Genomic DNA, 20783 nt, shown 5'->3' with positions numbered 1-20783 from the left:
CATCGCTACGCGACAGGGAGGATTCTCTCCTTCTCGTCATCCCGGACTTGATCCGGGATCCATCCGCCTTCTCAGTAGCGGGCGGTGCAAGGCCTCATGGACCCCGGATCAAGTCCGGCGTGACGAAGACATGAGGGAAGTTTCCCACCGCAATGCCGATGATCCGCATCACGATGACGTCGCCGGATCAGCTATGCAAAAAGTGCATCACGTCCCCATCATGCACCACATACGCCTTGCCTTCGGCGCGCAGCTTACCCGCCTCGCGCGCCCGCGCTTCGCCGCCCAGCGCGATATAATCGTCGTACGCGATGGTTTCGGCGCGGATGAAGCCCTTCTGGAAGTCGCTGTGGATTTCGCCCGCGGCTTCGGGCGCCGTGGCGCCGGTGTGGACGGTCCACGCGCGCGCTTCCTGCGGGCCGACGGTGAAGAAAGTGATCAGGTGGAGCAGCTCATACCCGGCGCGGATGACGCGCGCGAGGCCGGTTTCGGTCAGCCCCATTTCGGCGAGGAATTCCATCCGGTCGGCCATGTCCATCGTCACCAGCTCGCTTTCGATCGCGGCCGATACGACAACCGCCTGCGCGCCTTCGGCGGCCGCCTTGGCAAACACTTTTTCCGAGAACGCATTGCCGTTCGCGGCGCTGCCTTCATCGACGTTGCAGACATAGAGCACGGGTTTTGACGTTAGCAGCTGCGCAGTGCGTAGGACGCGGGCTTCTTCCTCGTCCTTCGGTTCGGTCAGCCGCGCGGGCTTGCCTTCGCGCAGCAGCTCGAGCGTCTGGCCCAGCACCGACGCGGCGATCTTGGCTTCCTTGTCGCCCTGTGCGGCTTTCTTCACAAAGGCGGGGACGCGCTTTTCGAGGCTTTCCAGATCGGACAGCAGCAATTCGGTCTCGACCGTCTCGGCATCGGCCACCGGATCGACCTTGTTTTCGACATGCTGGATGTCGTCATCTTCGAAACAGCGCAGGACGTGGACGATCGCATCGACTTCGCGGATGTTGCCAAGGAACTGGTTGCCCAACCCTTCGCCCTTCGACGCGCCGCGGACCAGCCCGGCGATATCGACGAACGCCAGTTGCGTCGCGATGATCTTCTTGCTGCTCGCGATGGCGGCGAGCTTTTCGAGCCGCGCGTCGGGGACTGCGACGTTGCCGATGTTCGGCTCGATCGTGCAGAACGGATAATTGGCCGCCTGCGCCGCCGCCGTTTCGGTCAGCGCGTTGAACAGGGTGGACTTGCCGACGTTGGGCAGGCCGACGATCCCGCATTTGAAACCCATAAAAACTCCGTGTGACCGGCGCGCCTAAAACAGGAGGGGCCGGGGTTGCAGCGCCCCTAGCGCCAAGTCGCCCGCGACGCCAGCTTTTGACGCGCCAGATTATCGTTGCGAACGGTTCAGCCTTGCGGCTTTATCGCGGGTGCCATGATGATGTCTGTTCGATGGACCACTGCCGCGCTGTTGCTAGGGTTTGGCGCGGTCGCTGCCAGCGCCGCGCCGAGCCGTTTCGAAGCCCAAGTGCTCGCCGAACTCAACCGCTTTCGCAGCGATCCCGCCGCCTATACCGATGTCCTGCGCAGCTATCGCCCGCGGTTCGAGGGTCGGTTGCTGATCGCCGAAGCGGATGACGAGATCGACATAATGACCAACGAGGGCGTCATCGCGGTCGACGAGGCTATCCGCGATCTGCGTTCCGAAAAGCCGCTGGCGCGCTTGCAGCAGAGCGACAAGCTGGCCGCCGCCGCCGCCGATCATGTCGCGGTCCAGTCGCGGTCGGGCGCCGTCGGCCACTACACCCGCGGCAACGGCCCCGGCGAACGTATGAAGGCGCGCGGCGGCGGCCCCTATGTCAACGAAGTCATCACCTACGGCCACCACAGCCCCGCGGGGGTGGTGCATCAATTGCTGATCGACGACGGCGTCCCCGACCGCGGCCACCGCCACAGCCTGCTCCGTCCGACGCACCGCTACGCCGGCGTCGCCTGCGGCCCGCACCGCGTCCACCGGACGATGTGCGTGACCCTGATGTCGCAAACCCCTGACGGGTCACCGCCACCGCCACCGTAACGATCAGCCGCGCCGCCGCCGCGCTGACCGTCTAACGATCGCGAGGCGGCAATTTCCTGTCGGCGATGCAGCGCTTGATTGGCAACGGTGTCGCCGAATAGATGCGCGTGACCCGGCCCGTGGGTTCATCGGTCGTCACCTGCATGCAGGCGCAGCCATAGCCATAAGAGCCATTGGTCTCGACCCAGCCCTTGGTCCGCATGTCGGGCAGGCTGTTCAACCCCGGTGCCTGATGGCCACCCTGCAAGCCGATGGTCCATTGTCCGGCCGCGTCGGTGAGCCACCAATTGGCGGGGGTTGGATTATCGATCCAGCCGCAGCGCTTTTCCGACCGCGGCGCGGTCGGTTTGGCATCGGCCAGTTGGCCGGGGCCGATCGCACCGATCGCCAGCGTCAGTAATGCAGTTCGCCAGATTCGCATCGACATCTCCTGAGCGAGGGGCGGCACATCGCAATCCCGTCCAGCCCTTTTTCGCTCCGCACCATGCCATCGCCGCCAGCGACGACAAATCTTTTCGGTGCACCGGTATGCCAGCCGCCGCAGGGTCAGGGTCTGCGGTTCGACCATCGGCGATTAATCATGGACTGCCTTGATCAGCGGCCCCAGCGCGCCGCCGCCCAGCCAGGCGACCTGCACTTCGGCGGACACCCGGTTGATCGCCTCCTGCGGCTTATTGCCGGGATGCACGGCGCGGCGCAGCGGACGTTTGCCCGTGGGCATCGCCATAATCTCGGCAATGGCCTGCGGGACGTCCAGCGGGTCGGCGCTGCGCCCACTGCCATCCTCGGTGCCCATGCCGCGCGTAAAGGGCGCATAGGCAGCGAGCAGATCGGGATCGCTGCGCTCTTTCAGCGCCCCGGTATAGGCGTTGCGATTGATCCACACGTTGGTCGGATAGCCGCCGGGCTGGATCACCGTCACCTCAATGCCATGCGGGACCAGTTCATAGGCAAGCTGTTCGGACAAGGCTTCGACCGCGAATTTTGTCGCCGAATAATGTCCCCCGCCGGGGACGATCACGCGTCCCAACTGTGACGATATATTGAATATCTGTCCGCTTTTCGCGGCGCGCATCTGCGGCAGCACGGCGCGGAGCATCCGCTGGATGCCAAAGACATTGGTGTCGAAGATCAGCTTCGTCGCTGCCATGTCCTGAACCTCGACCGGCCCGGTGATCCCGATACCGGCATTGTTAATCAGCGTGTCGATGCGGCCCCCCGCGATTTCCAACGCCTTGGCGGTCCCGCTCGCGACCGAGGCGTCGCTGGTGACGTCGATTTCGACGATATGCAGGTCCAGCTTGTCCTTCGCGGCTTCGGCAGCGAGCGTTTCCGCTTCGGGCCGCGGCAGGCCGCGCATCGTGGCGATGACCTTGGCGCCAAGCCGGGCGTAGAACAGCGCACCGACCCGGCCAAAGCCGCTCGATGCACCGGTGATCAGGATGGTTCGGCCTTTGAGCGACGGCGCTGGCGCAGGGGTTGCGGCTTGCAGCAGGGCAGGGGCGGCGGCGGTCAGCGCGGCGGCTCCGGCAATAAGTTGGCGGCGGCTGGGCGTATGGCGGTTGGTCATGACTGGCTCCTCTCGGAACCATAATGCCCTAGTTGGCATCGGCTGCCAAATCGGCGGCTTTGTGGTGGTTAGCGGCCGTTCGTTTCTTCGTCACCCCGGACTTGATCCGGGGTCCATGAGGCCATACGCCGCCCGCTGCTGAGAGGGCGCATGGATCCCGGATCAAGTCCGGGATGACGAAAGTTTATGGCCGCAATTGGTCGTTTCCAGCCACTGCCTATCCCTGCAAACGCAGCGCCAGATCGCTCTGAAAGCGCACGTCGTTGTCCTCGGCCAACCACGTCGCTTCGGCGGCAATCGCGCCGAGCAGGTCGATCAGCGGTTCCATCTCGCTCTTGTGATAATTGCCGAGCACATGGCCGGTGACGCGGTCCTTGTGGCCTGGATGACCGATGCCGATGCGGACGCGGCGGAAATCTTCGCCGATATGCTGGATCATCGAACGGATGCCGTTGTGGCCCGCGGCGCCGCCGCCGCGTTTGACCTTGACCTGCATCGGCACAAGGTCGAGCTCGTCGTAAAAGACGGTGACGTCCTGCGCCGTCAATTTGTAGAAATCGAGCGCGGCGCGCACGCTGCGGCCGCTCTCGTTCATGAAGGTGCCGGGTTTGAGCAGCAGGATGCGCGTCGATCCGATGCGCCCATCCTGGATCCAGCCCTGGAATTTCTTCACTGGGGCGGCAAAGCCATGAACATCGGCGATAACATCGGCGGCCATGAAGCCGACATTGTGGCGGTGCATCGCATATTGCGGACCGGGATTGCCAAGGCCGACCCAGAGCTGCATCGAAAAATCCCCTCCACTTTTGGGGAGGGGCAGCGAGACTTGGCAGCTTGCTGCCTAGTCGCAGCGGGGTGGGCCATCGGCCTCGCGCTGCCCCGCAAAACCCCACCCCAACCCCTCCCCTGAAGGGGAGGGGCCAAGATGGTTAGCGTTTAGGCTTCGTCGCCTTCGGCAGCAGCTTCGCCGCCATCGACCGTCGTGTCGCCTTCGCTCGACTTCATCGCCGAGGGGGCGACGATCGTGGCGATGGTGAAATCGCGATCGGTAATCGCGCTTTCGCTACCCTTGGGCAACGTGATCGCGCTGATGTGGATCGAATCGCCAACATCATAACCGGTCACATCGATTTCGATGTCGTCGGGCATCTTGTCCGCGTCGCAGATCAGTTCGAGTTCGTGGCGAACGACGTTGAGCACGCCGCCGCGCTTCAGGCCCGGCGAGGCTTCTTCGTTGATGAACACCACGGGCACCGCGACCTGGACTTTCGAATCCTTCGAAATGCGCAGGAAGTCGGCGTGGATCGGACGATCCTTGACCGGGTGGAACGCGACGTCCTTGGGCAGCGTGCGAATCTGCTTGCCGCCGACGTCGATCATCACGACCGAGTTCATGAAGTGACCCGTCATCAGCTGCTTCATCAGCAGCTTTTCTTCGACGTGGATCATCAGGGGTTCTTCTTTGCCGCCATAGACAACGGCGGGGACACGGCCATTACGACGCAGTTCACGCGAGGCTCCCTTGCCTCCCCGATCACGCGTCTCGGCCGACAGCACCAGCTGGTCGCTCATCATTATTCTCCGAGAAAAGTTTCAAAGTCCGCCACGCCTCCAGGGATGACCATGGTCGGAAGCGGCGGCGCTTAGCGGGGAAGCGCAGGAAATGCAAGCGCGGGCGGTCATTGATGTGTCTGCCTGCCGCCTTGTCGGCCCGCCCGCTGCGTGCAATAGGCGCCGCCGCCAATTCACAGGAGCACGCCATGACCAGCCAAGCCGCGGCGCGTGCGCTCGGGCTCGACTTTGGGACGACCAATACGGTGGTCGCCTTGACCGACGGGCAGGGCGGGTCGGAGCTGGTCGAGTTTGCCGGGGACGCGGCGACCGGGGCGGTGTTCCGCTCGGCGCTGTGTTTCTGGGAAGAGGAGCGGGCGTGGCAAGGCGTCGCACATGAGGCGGGGCCGTGGGCGATCGCTGAATATCTCCAGTCGCCGCTCGACAGCCGCTTCGTCCAGTCGTTCAAGAGCGTGGCGGCAAGCGCGTCGTTCGAGCGTGCGCTGATTTTCGGCAAGCCGTACCGCTTCGAGGATATGGGGCGCCTGTTCCTCCAGCGGCTGGTCGCACACGCCGGCGGGCGGCTCGATGCGCTGCCGCAGCGCGTGATCGTCGGGCGGCCGGTCGAATATGCCGGGACGCGGCCCGATGCGGCGCTGGCCCGGCAGCGGTATGACGCGATGCTCCAAGCCTTTGGGACCGAGATCTATTATGTGCATGAGCCGCTGGGCGCGGCGCATAGCTATGCATCGCGATTGAGCGAGCCCGCGACGATCCTCGTCGCCGATTTCGGCGGCGGGACGACCGACTTTTCGATCGTACGGGTCGCGGCACCGGGCAGTCCGCGGCGCTGCGTGCCGCTGGCATCGTCGGGGATCGGGATCGCGGGCGACCGCTTCGATTACCGGATTGTCGATCAGTTGGTGCTGCCGATGCTGGGCAAGGGCGGGCTGTATCGCTCGTTCGACAAGCTGCTCGAAATTCCGGGCGGGTATTTTCGGGATTTCGGGGATTGGTCGCGGCTGGCGCTGATGCGCAACCGGCGGACGCTGAATGAGCTGGAGCGGTTGCAGCGCGACGCGGTCGATCCCGTGCCGATCGGGCGAATGATCGCGCTGATCGAGCATGAGCAGGGGTTCCCGTTATACGATGCCGTCGGGCGGCTGAAGCGCGCGCTGTCGAACGCCGACGAGGCGGCGTTTCGCTTCTCGGGCGATGGAGTCGAGATCGAGGCCGTGGTGCAGCGTGCCGATTTTGAGGCATGGATCGCCGACGATCTGCGGCGGATCGAGGCGGCGATGGATGCGGCGCTGGGGCGGGCAGGGCTGGCGCCGGAGGGGATTGACCGCGTGTTCCTGACCGGCGGATCGTCGCTGATCCCCGCGATCCGGGCGCTGTTCGAGCGGCGCTTCGGGGTGGAGCGGATTGCGGGCGGCGGCGAACTGACGTCGATTGCACATGGGCTGGCGTTGATTGGGGAGGAGGATGATCCGTGGGAGTGGGTGGTTTGAGGGGAGGGCGGCGACGATCGATTGCGGATGAGCCATCCCTCAAATCCCTATCGTGTCGAGCGAAGTCGAGACACNNACTTCGCTCGACACGAACGGAAACAGAAGACGGTCTGGAGATCCACCCCAGCGCCGCTCTACCGCACCCGCAATCCGCCCTTCCACATCGCGGTCGCGCGGCCTTGCACCGGCATACCGTCGAATGGCGTGTTGCCCGCATAAGCCGCCATTTTTTTCGCATCGACCTGCCACGGGGTGCCATCGTCGATCAGGATGAGGTCGGCCTCCATGCCCACTGCCAGACGCCCGGCGTTGAGGCCGAGCAGGCGGGCGGGGGTGGCGGCGAGCATGTCGAATAGGCGGGCGGGCGTGACATGGCCGTCGCGCACGAGGTTCAGGCCGAACGCGAGCAGGGTTTCGGCGCCCGCCATGCCGGGCAACGCTTCGGCAAAGGGCAGGCGCTTGTCCTCGGGACCGCGCGGGTCGTGGCCCGACGACAGGACGTCGATCGTCCCATCTGCGACCGCCGCGAGGCAGGCCAAACGGTTGTCTTCGCTGCGCAGCGGCGGCGACAGACGCGCGAAGGTCCGGAAATCGCCGATTGCGGTGTCGGCCAGAAACAGATGCGCCGGGGTGATGCCGCAGAGGACCGGCAGCCCCTTGGCTTTCGCAGCGCGGATCAGGTCGAGGCCGCGTGCGGTGGTGACCTGGCGGAAATGGACGGGGGCGCCGGTTTCCTCGACGAGCGCGAGGTCGCGCGCGATCGCGATCGCTTCGGCGATGGCGGGCGCGGAGGCGAGGCCGAGGCGGGTCGCCATTTCGCCGTCGGTGGCGACCGCGCCAGCGGTCAGCCCTTCATCCTCGGCATGGATGATCGTGACAAGGTCGAGCGACGCAGCGTAAGCGAGAACGCGGCGCATGACGCCGCTGTCGGCGATGCGGGTGCGGCCGGTGGCGATGGCGCGCGCGCCCGCGCTTTTCATCAGGCCGATTTCGGCGAGTTCCTTGCCTACGAGGCCTTTGGTGGCGGCAGCGACGGGGTGGACCCACAGGTCGGGCTTGCCGCCCTTTGCGGCACGTTCAACAAGGCCGGGGTCGTCGAGCGGCCCGGCGTCGGGCATCAGCGCGGCGCGGGTAATGCCGCCGAAGTGAAAGGCGGGCTTGTCGGTGGCAAAGACGCCAAGGTCGATGATACCGGGGGCGAGCCACTGGCCCTTGGCATCGACCGTTTCGGTGCCGTCCGGCGTCTCATTCGGGTTAAGGGCGGCGATGCGGCCTTCGGTGACGAGCAGACTGCCGATCTCGCTGCCGAGCAGGCGCGCGTTGGTGATCAGGAGCGGTCTCAGTTCCATCCCGCGACCCCCCGCTGGCGGCGCGTCAAGATGTCGAGGCACGCCATGCGGACCGCGACCCCCATTTCGACCTGCTCGGTAATCGTCGAGCGGGTTGGGTGGTCGGCGACGCTGCTGTCGATTTCGACCCCGCGGTTCATCGGGCCGGGGTGCATGACGATCGCATCGGGCTTGGCTTTTTCGAGGCGTTTCGGGGTCAGGCCGTAGAGCGCATGATATTCGCGCGCGCTGGGCAGATAGGCGCCGTCCATACGTTCGTTCTGGAGGCGGAGCATCATCACGACGTCGGCATCCTTCAGCCCCTCGTCCATATCGGTGAAGGTCGTCACATGCATCCGGTCGACTGCGGGCGGGGTGAGCGTCGCGGGAGCGACAACGCGCACCTCGTTGCCGAGCAGGGTGAGGGCGAGGATATTGGAGCGCGCGACGCGGCTGTGCAGCACGTCGCCGCAGATCGCGATGGTGAGGCCTTCCACCCGTCCCAAGCGGCGGCGGATGGTGAGCGCGTCGAGCAGTGCCTGCGTTGGATGCTCGTGGCGCCCGTCACCCGCGTTAAGCACCGGGCAGTCGACCTTGTCGGCGATCAGCTGGACCGCCCCCGAGCTGCCATGCCGGATCACCATCGCGTCGGCGCGCATCGCGTTCAGCGTCATCGCGGTGTCGATCAGCGTTTCGCCCTTTTTGACGCTCGATTGCGCGGCGTGCATATTGACGACGTCTGCCCCGAGGCGTTTTCCCGCGATCTCGAACGACAAGAGCGTACGCGTCGAATTTTCGAAAAAGGCGTTGATGATGGTGAGCCCGGCGAGGCGGTCGTCATGCTTGGCGGCACCGCTGCGATTCAGATCGACCCACTCTTCGGCAGCGTCGAGAACATAGCTGATCTCCCACGGGGTCAGCTGGGCGATGCCGATCAGGTGGCGATGGCGAAAGGCATCGCCGCCGGGCGGATAGTCGCTGGCGGGTCGGATTGTTGATGATGTCATTAAAGGGGAGCGTTTAGGCAGACACCGCGATTCTGGCAAGCGCGATCCTCCCTGTGGCGCAGCCATGGGGAGGATCAAGTCACGAGAAAATCGAGAACGCCAAGCGCCCAGAGCCCGAGCAGCACGATTTCGGCGGCGCAGAGCATAATCAACTTCGTCGCAAACGGCTGCTTGCGCGTCTTATGGCGCACGATGCGTGAGGCCGCAAAGGCGCCGATGGCGCCGCCGAGGCACGACCAGCCGAGCAGGGTGCTTTCGGATATCCGGAGCGCGCCTGCTTCTGCGCGGCGCTTGTCGGCGATCATCAGGCCAAAAGTGATGCCGTTTGCCGCGGCGAGCCAATAGACGACATAGCGGATCAACCGCGCGTCATCGCGTCGATCGCGCCTTGCAGGATGAAGGCCGCCGCGGCGCTGTCGATTCGCTCGGCGCGTTTGGCGCGGCTGACGTCGGCGGCGATCATCGCGCGCTCGACCGCGGCGGTCGACCAGCGTTCGTCCCAGAGCAGGATGGGAAGGCCAAGTGGCAGCAGATTGCGGGCGAAGGCGCGGGTGCTTTGGGTGCGCGGGCTATCGCTGCCGTCCATGTTCAGGGGCAGGCCGACGACGAGGCCGACGATCGCGTGGGCGGTGAGGACCGTTCTGAGCGTTGCGAGGTCGGCGGCGAATTTCTTGCGGATGATCGTCTTGTCGGGGGTCGCGAAGCTCCAGTTCACATCGCAGGTCGCGACGCCGATGGTCTTGGTGCCGACATCGAGGCCTGCGAGGCGGCCGCCATTGGGGAATTGGGCGGAGAATTCGGGGGCGGCGGTGGTGATCATCGCTCACCCTCTACCCGTTCGTGTCGAGCGAAGTCGAGACACGTCGAAGGGTCGTGCGTGCCCAGCGTGTCTCGACTTCGCTCGACACGAACCGAATTAGGTTTTCGGTGCAGCGACCGTTGGCGTCGGCGCCAAAGGCATCGCCGCGGGCGGTACCGGCGACGGCTTCCCCTCATACGCCGCCAACCGCCGCAAAGCATCGGCGCGGACATTCGCCCAGAACAGGGTGATGTCATAGACATGGTAATTATTGCCCGGCAGCACATAGCCTGCGACGACATAATCCTTGGCGATCTCGGCATCGCCGATCATCAGCAGGCCGCGGGTGTCGTCGCATTTGGCGCCGATCTTGCCCGCGATCAGCGATCCGCTCTTGAAGCCCTCGGTCGGCCGGAGGGTGCCGAGATTGGCGTCGGGCGCAGCGGCGGCGTCGGGGGTGCCGGTGAGCGGATTCGTGCACAGCATCCGCGTGTCGGCACGCGGGCGACCGTCGAAACCGATCGTGCCATCATAGGCGCTGATCACCATTTCGGGATCGGCGGGGTCGGCAAAGGTCGCCCAGCTGAGGATACAACCTTTTTGCTCGGGCGTCTGGCACGCGGGCAGGCCGAGCGCGGCCATGTCGGTGTCGAGGCTGATCGGCCAGCCGATCACATAGGCCGCGACGATCCGCTTCGCGAGCGGCGTGCCGGCGATCTTGTTTTTGAGCAGGGTGGTGAGGTGTAGCGCGCCCTGGCTGTGGCCCGCAAGGACGATCGGTTTGTTCTTGGGCTGCGCGGCGACAAAGGCGTCGAAGGCTTCCTCGACGTCGCGGTAAGCGGCGTCAATTGCCTTGCCCGCGGTGACACGGTCTTCGGCAAGGAAGGCGCCGAGGGTCGCCTGACGGTAGCGCGGCGCCCAGATTTCACCCGCGTCAGCAAAGGCGCTCGCCATGCCCTGTACGAACAGATTGGCGCGGTGGTCCGAATCGCGGTCTGCCAGCGGCGCGTTCCAGCTCGAGCGGCTGTAATAGCTGGTCGGATGCACAAAAAAGACCGCGGCGTCGCCCTTTGGCACCGGCGGCGCGGTGGTTTCGGCGGCGCCCGCGGACGGGATCAGCTGGTCGCGCGACTGCGCTTCGGCGCTGTCGGGTGCCGATCCTTCGGCGGCGGGGCGCCAGGCCGACGGGTCGCTGGCGACGCCGGGATGTGCGAACCACATTTTGGGGTCGTCATAGGCATTGGGTTCGATGGCGGCTTGCTGTTTGAACTCTGCGCTCGGCACAAAGGCGGTGCGCGCGACCCAGCCGGGGAAGAGCTGATATACGACCCCGGCGGCAAGGATCAGCAGGATGATCGCGGCAATGACGTACAGAAATTTGCGGGCCAAGGGGGGCTCCATGGGGTAGGGAGGGGAGACGGACTGGTGCGCTGTTTGGCTTGCGCTGGCCCGCGAAACAAGCCCAGATGTGGGGTATGACCGACGCGCCCGCAACCGGCACCGCCGCCGATTCGCCCCGAGTTTCCGCACGCCTTGACGATAATGATCCGCCTTGGCCGCTGCGCCCGTGGATCATGGCGGCGATTTGTGCCGCGGCGGGGCTCGCGTTCCATGCCCTCGTCGATCACAATTACGAGGATGGGCTGGCGCAGTGGCGCAGCGCGCTGGCGACTGCAGTTGCGGTCGCGGCGGTGGTGTTCGTGCTGGGGGTCGAGCTGCGGCGGTGGCTCTGGGCGCTCGGCTTTGCGCTGATCTGGGGCATGGTCCTCGGGCTGATCGCGTGGCAGACGGCGGCGTATAATTTGCAGGGCGGCCCGATCGAATGGCCGTTCTGGTCGGGGATGCTCGCGGTGCTGGTCGCGACGCCTTTGTTCCAGACGCACCGCGATGTCGCGCCCGACTGGCGGTATTGGAAGCTGTGGGACATGCCCTATGGCCGACTGCACAGTCACGCGTGGACCGATGCGGTGATCGGCGCGGCGAGCCTGGCGTTCGTCGGGATCGCGTTCCTGCTGACCTTCCTGATATCGGAAATGTTCCACCTGATCGGGATCGACCTGATCCGCGATTTGCTGAACGACGAATGGTTCGGCTGGATGCTGGCGGGCGCGGCGTTTGGCGGCGCGGTGGGGTTGCTGCGCGAGCGCGACAAGCTGGTGTCGACGTTGCAGCGGCTGGTCATGATCGTGCTGGCGGTGCTGGCGCCGGTGTTGGCGGCGGCGCTGGTGATCTTTCTGCTGTCGCTGGCGGGGACGGGGCTGGCGAAGCTCTGGGCATCAGGCTTTTCGACCGCGGCGTTGATGCTGGCGGCGGCGGCGTTTGCGGTGCTGCTGGCCAATGCGGTGATCGGCAATGGCGCCGATGATCGCGCGACCAATCCGCTGCTGCGCTGGGCGGCGCCGGTGCTGGCGGTGGCGGTGCTGCCGCTGGCGGGGATCGCTTATTATTCGATGCAGCTTCGGATCGGCCAATATGGATGGACGCCGGAGCGTATCTGGGGCTTGATCGCGACGGTGATTGCGCTCGGCTATGGGCTCGTCGGGCTGTGGGCGGTGACCAAAGGGCGGCGCGATTTCGACGATGTGCTGCGCCCGTTGCAGCAAAAGCTGGCGATCGGGGTGGCGCTGCTGGCGCTGTTCCTGGCGCTGCCAATCCTCGACTTTGGGGCGATTTCAACGCGCGATCAGATGGCGCGGCTGAACTCGGGGACGACGACGGTTGAACAATTCGACTGGGCGGCGATGGCCTATGATTTCGGGCCGAGTGGGCGCGCGGCGTTGCGGGATTTGACCAGGTCGCCGCAAAAGGCGCGCCGCGATGCCGCAACAGCGGCGCTGGAGGCGAAAAACCGCTGGGATCTGACCGGGCCGAACGGGTTGGCGCTGCCCAAGCCCTTTGCCGAGCGGATCCGGGTTATTCCCGCCGATCGAGCGCTGCCTGCCGATGCACGGGATCGCATCGCAGAAACCTATATGTGCCGCCGCGCCAAGGCATGCGTCGCGGTGTGGCTGGCCGGCGACCGGATCGGGGTGCTGGGGCAGAATGAACCGGGGGAGATGCTGAATTTCGATTATGTGACGCTGAACGCGGAAGGGCGCTGGATCCAGGGCGACCCGGCGCGCGGCGGACGGCCGGTGCGGCCTGAAACGGACCTGTCGAAAGCGACGGTGACGGTCGAGACGATTCAGCAGCGGCGGATTGTGGTGGATGGCGTGCCGGAACCGGAGGTGTTCGAGTAGCTAACGACAACGGCTAGGTCCTATTGTGGATATTTTCGCGCAGAGGCGCAGAGGCCGCAGAGACGATCGCCGGGTTGCGACACGCACTATCGATAATGAGGAAGAAGTGGCTGCGCCGCAGAATTTTTCTCGGCGTTCTCTGCGCCTCTGCGCGAATCTTTTTCCGACACAGCCTGTGCGCTCGGCTCCCGGTGAAGGCGCTCTCAACGGTTGAAGCGCAGGGGGCACGGTGCTAGCGGCGCATCATTATCCCGCAAAGGCAGGAACCCAATGACAATCGATCAGGCAACGGTCAGGAAAATAGCGTCGCTGGCGCGCATCGCGATCAGCGATGCCGAAGCCGCCGCGATGGAAGGCGAATTGAACGGCATTTTGGGCTGGGTCGAACAACTCGGCGAGGTCGATGTGACCGGGGTCGAGCCGATGACCGCGGTGATCCCCAACACGCTGCGGCTGCGCGACGATGTGATCGACGCCGACCCGCTGACCGGCGGCAACCGCCGCGACGATGTGCTGGCGAACGCGCCAGCGGCGATGCACGGATTTTTCGGTGTCCCGAAAGTGATTGAATAATGACTGACCTCACCAACCTGACCGTGGCGCAGATCCGCGATGGCCACCGCGCGGGCGATTTCAGCGCCGTCGAAGTGGCGGAGGCGTTCAGTGCCAATGTCGCGGGGGCGAAGGCGCTCAACGCGTTTATCGTCGAGACGCCCGAACATGCGCTGGCCGCAGCAAAGACGGCCGATGCCGATCGCGCCGCGGGGACGCTGAAACCCTTGTCGGGCGTGCCGATCGGGATGAAGGATCTGTTCTGCACCGATGGCGTCCAGACGACCGCGGCGAGCCATATGCTGGAGGGTTTCGTCCCGCGCTATGAATCGACCGTCAGCCAGAAATTGTGGGACGCGGGCGCGGGGATGCTGGGCAAGCTGAACCTCGACCAGTTCGCGATGGGGTCGTCGAACGAGACGAGCTATTTCGGCAATGTCATCAGCCCGTGGAAGCGCAAGGATGGCGGCAACGCGTCGCTCGCGCCGGGCGGATCGTCGGGCGGTTCGTCGACCGCAATCGCGGCGCGACTGTGCCCCGCGGCGACGGGGACCGACACCGGCGGTTCGATCCGCCAGCCCGCGGCGTTCACCGGCATTTCGGGGATCAAGCCGACCTATGGCCGCTGCTCGCGCTGGGGCATCGTGGCGTTCGCCAGCTCGCTAGACCAGGCGGGGCCGATGGCGCGCGATGTACGCGATTGCGCGATCATGCTCGAAAATATGGCGGGCTTCGATCCGAAGGACGCGACCAGCCTGAACATGGCGGTGCCCAATTTGGAAGCGGCTTTGTCGAGCGATCTCAAGGGTAAGACGGTCGGGATTCCCAAGGAATATCGGTTGGAGGGCATCGACCCCGACATCGATGCGATGTGGGACGCCGGGATCGCGATGCTGAAAGATGCCGGGGCCGCAGTTGTCGAGATCAGCCTGCCGCACACCAAATATGCGCTGCCCGCCTATTACATCATCGCGCCGGCTGAGGCGTCGTCGAACCTCGCGCGCTATGATGGCGTGCGCTACGGGCTGCGCGCGTTGCCGCAGGGCGCGGGGTTGCAGGACATGTATGCCGCGACGCGTGCCGAGGGCTTTGGGGCCGAGGTCAAGCGCCGCATCATGATCGGCACCTATGTGCTGTCGGCGGGCTTTTACGACGCCTATTACACGCAGGCGCAGAAGGTGCGGACGCTGATCGCGCGCGATTTCGAGCGGGCTTTTGCGTCGTGCGACGTGATCCTCGCGCCGACCGCGCCGTCGGCGGCGTTCGGGCTGGGCGAGAAGATGGCCGATCCGCTGTCGATGTATCTCAACGACGTGTTCGCGGTGCCCGCGAGCCTCGCGGGCCTGCCCGCGATGTCGGTCCCCGCGGCGCTGAACCGCGAAGGGCTGCCGCTGGGCTTGCAGATCATCGGCAAGGCATTCGACGAGCAGGGCGTGCTCAACGCCGGGCTGGCGATCGAGGAACGCGCCGGGTTCACGGCGCGGGCGGAGAAGTGGTGGTAGCTTGGCCTGTGCCCCTGCGAAGGCAGGGGCCCATCTCCGGATGGTGCAAGGTTGAAGCGGCAGGTGATGGGTCCCTGCCTTCGCAGGGACACAAGGAAAGTAAGTGATGTCTGACTATCGCATCAAGGGCGAAACCGGTGAGTGGGAGGTCGTGATCGGCCTTGAGGTCCACGCCCAGATCACGACTAACGCCAAGCTGTTCTCGGGCGCCGCGACGGCGTTCGGGGCCGAGCCGAACACGCAGGTGTCGCTGGTCGATGCCGCGATGCCGGGGATGCTGCCGGTGCCGAACCGCGAGTGCATCCGCCAGGCGGTGCGCACGGGGATGGCGATCGAGGCGCAGATCAACAAATGGTCGCGGTTCGACCGCAAAAATTATTTCTACGCCGATCTCCCGCAGGGCTATCAGATTTCGCAGCTTTATCATCCGCTTGTTGGCGAAGGTGCGATCACTGTCGAGGCGGACGAGAAGGCGGGGATTCCAGAACCAAAGGTGATCGGGGTCGAGCGCATCCATGTCGAGCAGGACGCCGGCAAGCTGATGCACGATCAGCATCCGACGATGTCCTATGTCGATTTGAACCGTAGCGGCGTCGCGCTGATGGAGATCGTGTCGAAGCCCGACATGCGCTCGCCCGCAGAGGCCGGGGCCTATGTCCGCAAGCTGCGCGCGATCCTGCGCTATGTCGGGTCGTGCGACGGCAATATGGAAGAAGGCTCGATGCGCGCCGACGTCAACGTGTCGGTTCGCAAGCCCGGCGACGAATTCGGGACGCGCACCGAGACGAAGAATGTCAATTCGGTGCGTTTCGTGATGGCGGTGATCGAGGGCGAGGCGAAGCGTCAGGTCGAACTGATCGAAAGCGGCGGCACGGTGGTGCAGGAAACGCGGCTGTACGATCCCGACCGCAATGAAACGCGGTCGATGCGGTCGAAGGAAGATGCGCATGATTATCGCTATTTCCCCGATCCCGATCTGCTGCCGCTCGAACTCGACGATGCGTTTCTGGCCGAGTGCCGCGAAAGCCTGCCCGAACTGCCCGACGCCAAGCGCGACCGCTATCTGGCGCTGGGAATTTCGGCCTATAATGCCGATGTGCTGACCGCCGAGGTCGAGGCGGCGCGCTGGTTCGATACATTGCTGGAGGTTGGGCTCGCCACCGGCGCGAAACCGGCGACAGCGGCGAACTGGGTGACGAGCGAGCTGTTCGGTGCGCTCAACCGCATGGGCCGCGACCTGACCGATTCGCCGGTGTCGCCTGAGCAGGCGGCCGAATTGCTCGGGCTGGTTGCCGACGGGACGATTTCGGGGACGATCGCGAAGCAGGTGTTCGAGAAGATGCTGGAAAGCGGCGACGGCGCTGCGGCAATCGTCGAGCGCGACGGGCTCAAGCAGACCAGCGACACCGGTGCGATTGAAGCCGAAATCGCCAAGATCCTGACCGCCAACGCCGACAAGGTCGAGCAGTATAAGGGCGGCAAGGAAGCGCTGTTCGGTTTTTTCGTCGGTCAGACGATGAAGGCGATGCAGGGCAAGGCGAACCCGCAGGTGGTCAACGAGCTGCTCAAAAAGGCGCTCAGCTGACCCAAAATTGTGATCGAGTTCACAGTCGATTCAGTGGCTTCGGCGTCATAAGCGGCTAAACCCATGCCGACATGATGCGAAGGATGAATGATGATGAAGCGGATGATGATTGCGGTCGGCGGCGCGGCGATGCTGGTGCTCGGCGGCACCGCGAGCGCGGCGCCTGCGGTGAACGACGGCTATGACTGGACGATGCGGGTCAATGAAGATCGCGTGTCGGACGCGATCCTCGCCTATGAAGTCGACGGCACCGACGACCAGCCGCTGAATTTCCGCTGCGAGCAGGGCGGCAATCGCATCTTTGCCGGAATTTCGGGCGGTGCGCCGGACCTGTCCGCGATCGAGCTGGCGTCGGGCAGCGCGAAGCTGCGCGTCACCGGCACGACCGAGATCGACGAGATGCCGTTTTTCCAGTCGCAGGAAATTGCGGGCGGGTCGCCGCTGATCCGCGCCTTCGCAACCAACGGCTGGTTGCGGATGACCGCCAACGGACGAACGATCGACATGGCGGCGACCGCGACCGGTAAACAGGCGATCGCGCGCTTCGTGGATTTCTGCACCCGCTGAGGCGAGGCGACTGCGGCGTCAGAAGCGCCGCTGCCCCGCGCCCCAATTGCCGATGTCGCACTGACCTGAAAAGTCGGTCTGGGCCTTGATCTGGATACGACCCGAGCGACGATCGATGTCGAGCTTCGGCTTGTTGAGCCCGTTGAGGCGATAGGTCGCGGTGATGCGATCGGGGCTCACGATCAGATTTTCCAGATCCCACCAGCCTTCATGCCCGCCCGAATGGATCGGCGGAACCAGCTTGGGGCCAAGATGGATGCGGCCATGATCGCCGTAAAGTTCGACCTGGACGTCGCTGTTGAATCCTTCGTTGGTGCTGACCACGTCGCTCCCCCATTCCCACTTATGCTTCGACCGGTTCCAGTCGTAGCTGGGGGTAGTGGTCACGCTGGGCCGGTTGCCGGCACCGTAGCAGACGAGCACCAGCGACGCTGGATCGCTATAGCCCGCATCGGCAGGCGGGGTGTGATGGTCGTCGGCTGGGCTGCCGCCTTGACAATTTTCCGCCGGAACCCCGATGATCGCCGAATAACGCCCGTCCATCGTCGCCACCGAGATGCAGCGCCCAGTGCGCTGGTTGTACCAAAAGGTATAGCGCTGGTTGCCGACGACATTCGACTGGCGCGATTCATAGCCGCGCGCGAGCAGCTGGGTCTCGCCGCCCGCGCCGCGCGCACCGACCAGATCAGCGACATCGGGCGCCGACTGCGCGAGCGCGGGGAGGGGGAAGGCACAGGCCGTGAGAAGCAGGGAAAGGCAGATCGGACGCATCGCAGTGTCTCCTGTTGCGGGGCAGCGCGAATTTAGCACGAAACGGACGACAGCCAAAGCCCGCCGCCCCCCTAACAAGGATGGCGGCGACCCGGACTAAACCTGTTGTGGCGGCACTTCATCCGGGCCGTGGCCCGGTTCATCCATATCGCCGCCGCCACCCGGATTGCCGGGGATTTCCAGCGGCTGACCCGCGGGATCCTCCTGCGGCGTTGGCTGCACCGGATGCTCGGGCGGGGCCATCGGTTCGATGGTGTCGGGCTTGGGTTTGGGGAAGGGATCGGTGGCGCGAACGTGCAGGCTGGATGCAAAGGTCATAAGGGCTCTCCTTGCCTTATCAACGAACGGGCGCGGTGCGCGTTCCCCCCGCAGAAATGTCGGGCTTTCCGCCCTTGCCCTCGGCGGCGCGTCTGCTATAGCCCCGCGCGGCCCGCACGGGCGTGCGCGGCTTTGCGCGCGGCTTTGTGCACCCGGCCGACAGCCTCTGCGGGCGTGGCGGAATTGGTAGACGCGCTGGTTTTAGGTACCAGTATCGCAAGATGTGGGGGTTCGAGTCCCTTCGCCCGCACCAGTTCCGACGATCTGATGGGGATGGAGCCGGGATAGGGGAACCCCGCCATGTGGCCGGGGTTCATCGATACGAGATTTTGAGCAAGGATAAGACCAAGGCAATGAAGACCGTCGAAACGCTGAACGAAGGCCTGAAGCGCGAATATCGCGTGACCATCACCGCCAAGGACATCGACGCCCGCGTCGACGACGAGGTGAAGAGCATGGCGCCGACCGTGCGCATGCCCGGCTTCCGCCCCGGCAAGGTGCCGCCGAACCTGATCCGCAAGATGCACGGCGCCGCGTTGTCGGCCGACGCGCTGAACAAGGCGATCGACGCCGGGGTTCGCGACCTGATGGCCAAGGAAAAGCTCCGCCCCGCGTTGCAGCCCGCGGTCACGCTGGCCGATGGTTATGAAACCGGCAAGGACGCCGAAGTCACCGTCGCGCTGGAAGTGCTGCCCGACATCAAGACGCCGTCGATCGACGGGCTGAAGCTGGAGCGCCTGACCGTCCCCGCCGACGACAAGGCCGTGATGGCTAAGATCGAAGAATTCGCCGCGCAGATGAAGCGCTTTGAAGAGGCGCCGAAGACCAAGAAGGCTGCCGCTGGCGACCAGGTCATCATCGATTTTGCCGGCAGCGTCGACGGCGTTCCCTTTGACGGCGGCACCGGTGAAGACATGGCGGTCGAAATCGGTTCGGGTCAGTTGATCCCGGGTTTCGAAGACCAGCTGGTCGGCGCCAAGGTCGGCGATGCGAAGACCGTCAAGGTCACCTTCCCCGCCGAATATCCGGTCGAAAACCTGAAGGGTGCCAAGGCTGAATTCGCCGTGACGGTGAAGGAAGTGAAGGTTCCCGCGGCATCGAAGATCGACGACGAGTTCGCGAAGTCGCTCGGCCTCGAAAGCCTCGACAAGCTGAAAGAGCTGATGAAGGATCAGGTCGAGCAGGAACTGAACGGCCTGACGCGCACCTATATGAAGCGCAAGCTGCTCGACCAGCTCGCGGCGAGCCATGATTTCGATGTGCCGCCGACGATGGTCGAGGCCGAATTCGCGCAGATCTGGCAGCAGCTGGAGCAGGAAGTCGAAAACGAGGACGATCCTGCCGCGGCGAAGGCCGAGCTGGAAGCCGACCGCGACGATTATCATGCGATCGCGGTGCGCCGCGTCCGCCTGGGCCTGCTCCTGTCCGAAATCGGCCAGGCGCATGGCGTGCAGGTGTCGCAGCAGGAAATGCAGCGGCTGATCATGCAGGCGGCGCAGCAATATCGCCCCGAAGATCGCGGCCGCTTCATGGAATATGTCCAGCAGGACGCACTCGCCGCGGCCCAGCTCCGCGCCCCGCTCTATGAGGACAAGGTCGTCGACTTCCTGTTCGAGAAGGCCGAGATCAGCGACCGCGAAACCACCCGCGAGGAACTGGAAGCGGCGATCGAAGCCGATGACGACAGCGGCCACGTCCACGGTCCGGGCTGTGATCACGATCATGACCACGACCACAAGCCGGCCAAGAAGGCGGCGGCGAAAAAGCCCGCAGCCAAAAAGGCCGATGTGAAGGAAGATGCCGCCGAGGCGGCTCCTGCCAAGAAGGCACCGGCAAAGAAGGCTGAGGCCGCTCCGGCCAAGAAGGCCGAAGCCAAGACCGAAGAAAAGCCCGCTGCGGCGAAGAAGGCTCCGGCCAAGAAGGCTGCGGCGAAGAAATAAGCTTCGGCTGACGATCAACAAAAAAGGCCGGGTGGAGGATGCTCCACCCGGCCTTTTTTGTTTCGGATCGGCGCAACCCCATACATCGTCATTCCCGCGAACGCGGGAACCCAGTCAGCCGATCGGAGCCAAACCCAGGTCTTCGGCAAGATCGCGCCAGTCCGGGTTATCCTTCTCGATCAGTTCAAGCTTCCATGCGCGGTTCCATTTCTTGATCCGCTTTTCGCGCTGGATCGCCGCGTCCATTGTGGAATGTTGTTCGAACCAGACGAGCGCCTTTACGCCGTACTTAAGCGTGAAGCCTGGAACGAGGCCTTCGCGGTGCTGATGAATGCGCTGGATGAGATTGGATGTGACGCCAGTGTATAACGTGCCGTTGCGGCGCGAAGCGAGGATGTACGTGGTCGGGCCGAAATCCTGTCGCATCAGCGTCGCCGCTGGGTTCCCGCTTTCGCGGGAATGACGAAGACGG

At 64.7% G+C, this 20783-nt stretch carries 21 protein-coding genes and 1 tRNA gene; 9 read left to right on the top strand and 13 right to left on the bottom strand.

The features are described from left to right. Window positions 1-187: 187 nt before the first annotated feature. The gene (gene ychF, locus B4F07_RS02370; protein ID WP_293704488.1) at window positions 188-1285 is read right to left on the bottom strand and encodes a redox-regulated ATPase YchF; all 1098 of its coding nucleotides are present in this window, start codon (window positions 1283-1285) and stop codon (window positions 188-190) included. 144 nt (window positions 1286-1429) lie between these two features. Between ychF and B4F07_RS02365 the strand changes: the two genes are divergently transcribed. Further along, on the top strand, window positions 1430-2071 hold the full coding sequence (locus B4F07_RS02365) for a CAP domain-containing protein (RefSeq protein WP_293696874.1): 642 nt from the start codon (window positions 1430-1432) through the stop codon (window positions 2069-2071). A gap of 31 nt (window positions 2072-2102) precedes the next feature. Here the strand turns inward: B4F07_RS02365 and B4F07_RS02360 are convergent, their stop codons facing one another. The 4 genes from B4F07_RS02360 to B4F07_RS02345 form a co-directional block, all read right to left on the bottom strand. After that, entirely contained in the window at window positions 2103-2492 is a 390-nt protein-coding gene (locus B4F07_RS02360) for a DUF4087 domain-containing protein (protein WP_293704486.1), read from the bottom strand. Window positions 2493-2645: 153 nt separating this feature from the next. Further along, window positions 2646-3641, bottom strand: a complete 996-nt coding sequence (locus B4F07_RS02355) for an SDR family oxidoreductase (RefSeq protein ID WP_293696883.1) — start codon at window positions 3639-3641, stop codon at window positions 2646-2648. Between the two features lie 217 nt (window positions 3642-3858). Beyond that, window positions 3859-4428: an aminoacyl-tRNA hydrolase gene (pth, locus tag B4F07_RS02350; RefSeq protein ID WP_293696886.1), complete on the bottom strand. Its 570-nt coding sequence runs from the start codon at window positions 4426-4428 to the stop codon at window positions 3859-3861. 149 nt (window positions 4429-4577) lie between these two features. Next, window positions 4578-5213, bottom strand: a complete 636-nt coding sequence (locus tag B4F07_RS02345) for a 50S ribosomal protein L25/general stress protein Ctc (protein WP_293696904.1) — start codon at window positions 5211-5213, stop codon at window positions 4578-4580. A gap of 188 nt (window positions 5214-5401) precedes the next feature. Between B4F07_RS02345 and B4F07_RS02340 the strand changes: the two genes are divergently transcribed. Then, a complete protein-coding gene (locus B4F07_RS02340; RefSeq protein ID WP_293696889.1) occupies window positions 5402-6703 on the top strand; it encodes an Hsp70 family protein in 1302 nt (433 codons plus the stop codon). A 134-nt stretch (window positions 6704-6837) separates the two neighbouring features. Here B4F07_RS02340 and B4F07_RS02335 read toward each other — a convergent pair whose 3' ends face one another. From B4F07_RS02335 to B4F07_RS02315, 5 genes are all read right to left on the bottom strand, one after another. Beyond that, a complete protein-coding gene (locus B4F07_RS02335) occupies window positions 6838-8052 on the bottom strand; it encodes a dihydroorotase (protein WP_293696892.1) in 1215 nt (404 codons plus the stop codon). Beyond that, window positions 8043-9038: an aspartate carbamoyltransferase catalytic subunit gene (locus B4F07_RS02330; protein WP_293696895.1), complete on the bottom strand. Its 996-nt coding sequence runs from the start codon at window positions 9036-9038 to the stop codon at window positions 8043-8045. The genes B4F07_RS02335 and B4F07_RS02330 overlap by 10 nt, the downstream gene beginning before the upstream one ends. A 74-nt stretch (window positions 9039-9112) precedes the next feature. Then, window positions 9113-9400: a DUF1294 domain-containing protein gene (locus tag B4F07_RS02325; protein WP_293696898.1), complete on the bottom strand. Its 288-nt coding sequence runs from the start codon at window positions 9398-9400 to the stop codon at window positions 9113-9115. Then, window positions 9397-9858 carry a Holliday junction resolvase RuvX gene (ruvX, locus tag B4F07_RS02320; RefSeq protein ID WP_293696901.1) on the bottom strand — a complete coding sequence of 154 codons (462 nt, stop codon included), beginning with the start codon at window positions 9856-9858 and terminating at the stop codon, window positions 9397-9399. The genes B4F07_RS02325 and ruvX overlap by 4 nt, the downstream gene beginning before the upstream one ends. Window positions 9859-9954: 96 nt before the next feature. Beyond that, window positions 9955-11226, bottom strand: a complete 1272-nt coding sequence (locus B4F07_RS02315; protein ID WP_293697888.1) for a DUF3089 domain-containing protein — start codon at window positions 11224-11226, stop codon at window positions 9955-9957. An 86-nt stretch (window positions 11227-11312) separates the two neighbouring features. Between B4F07_RS02315 and B4F07_RS02310 the strand changes: the two genes are divergently transcribed. The 5 genes from B4F07_RS02310 (at window position 11313) to B4F07_RS02290 (ending at window position 17282) form a co-directional block, all read left to right on the top strand. After that, complete coding sequence (locus tag B4F07_RS02310) at window positions 11313-13076, top strand: DUF4153 domain-containing protein (protein ID WP_293697889.1); 1764 nt, start codon at window positions 11313-11315, stop codon at window positions 13074-13076. A gap of 270 nt (window positions 13077-13346) precedes the next feature. Next, the gene (gene gatC / locus B4F07_RS02305) at window positions 13347-13649 is read left to right on the top strand and encodes an Asp-tRNA(Asn)/Glu-tRNA(Gln) amidotransferase subunit GatC (RefSeq protein WP_088443554.1); all 303 of its coding nucleotides are present in this window, start codon (window positions 13347-13349) and stop codon (window positions 13647-13649) included. Beyond that, window positions 13649-15130, top strand: coding sequence for an Asp-tRNA(Asn)/Glu-tRNA(Gln) amidotransferase subunit GatA (gene gatA, locus B4F07_RS02300; RefSeq protein WP_293697890.1), 1482 nt, complete (start codon window positions 13649-13651; stop codon window positions 15128-15130). The genes gatC and gatA overlap by 1 nt, the downstream gene beginning before the upstream one ends. Before the next feature lie 106 nt (window positions 15131-15236). Continuing rightward, complete coding sequence (gatB, locus tag B4F07_RS02295) at window positions 15237-16715, top strand: Asp-tRNA(Asn)/Glu-tRNA(Gln) amidotransferase subunit GatB (protein WP_293697891.1); 1479 nt, start codon at window positions 15237-15239, stop codon at window positions 16713-16715. A gap of 87 nt (window positions 16716-16802) precedes the next feature. Then, window positions 16803-17282, top strand: coding sequence for a hypothetical protein (locus tag B4F07_RS02290; protein ID WP_293697892.1), 480 nt, complete (start codon window positions 16803-16805; stop codon window positions 17280-17282). An 18-nt stretch (window positions 17283-17300) separates the two neighbouring features. Here B4F07_RS02290 and B4F07_RS02285 read toward each other — a convergent pair whose 3' ends face one another. After that, entirely contained in the window at window positions 17301-18053 is a 753-nt protein-coding gene (locus B4F07_RS02285; protein ID WP_293697893.1) for a hypothetical protein, read from the bottom strand. Window positions 18054-18149: 96 nt separating this feature from the next. Then, the gene (locus B4F07_RS02280; RefSeq protein WP_293697894.1) at window positions 18150-18371 is read right to left on the bottom strand and encodes a hypothetical protein; all 222 of its coding nucleotides are present in this window, start codon (window positions 18369-18371) and stop codon (window positions 18150-18152) included. Between the two features lie 168 nt (window positions 18372-18539). Here B4F07_RS02280 and B4F07_RS02275 point away from each other — a divergent pair. Both B4F07_RS02275 and tig read left to right on the top strand, forming a co-directional pair. Beyond that, window positions 18540-18624, top strand: a tRNA-Leu gene (locus B4F07_RS02275). A 100-nt stretch (window positions 18625-18724) separates the two neighbouring features. Beyond that, a complete protein-coding gene (gene tig, locus B4F07_RS02270; RefSeq protein WP_293697895.1) occupies window positions 18725-20311 on the top strand; it encodes a trigger factor in 1587 nt (528 codons plus the stop codon). Window positions 20312-20425: 114 nt separating this feature from the next. Here the strand turns inward: tig and B4F07_RS02265 are convergent, their stop codons facing one another. Continuing rightward, window positions 20426-20737: a GIY-YIG nuclease family protein gene (locus tag B4F07_RS02265; protein WP_293697896.1), complete on the bottom strand. Its 312-nt coding sequence runs from the start codon at window positions 20735-20737 to the stop codon at window positions 20426-20428. Window positions 20738-20783: the final 46 nt, after the last annotated feature.

It is taken from the genome of Sphingopyxis sp. UBA6723 (genome assembly GCF_002454115.1).
Lineage (GTDB): Bacteria > Pseudomonadota > Alphaproteobacteria > Sphingomonadales > Sphingomonadaceae > Sphingopyxis.
Note: the sequence above shows the minus strand (reverse complement) of the source record. Positions and strands in the feature narration are given on the sequence as shown.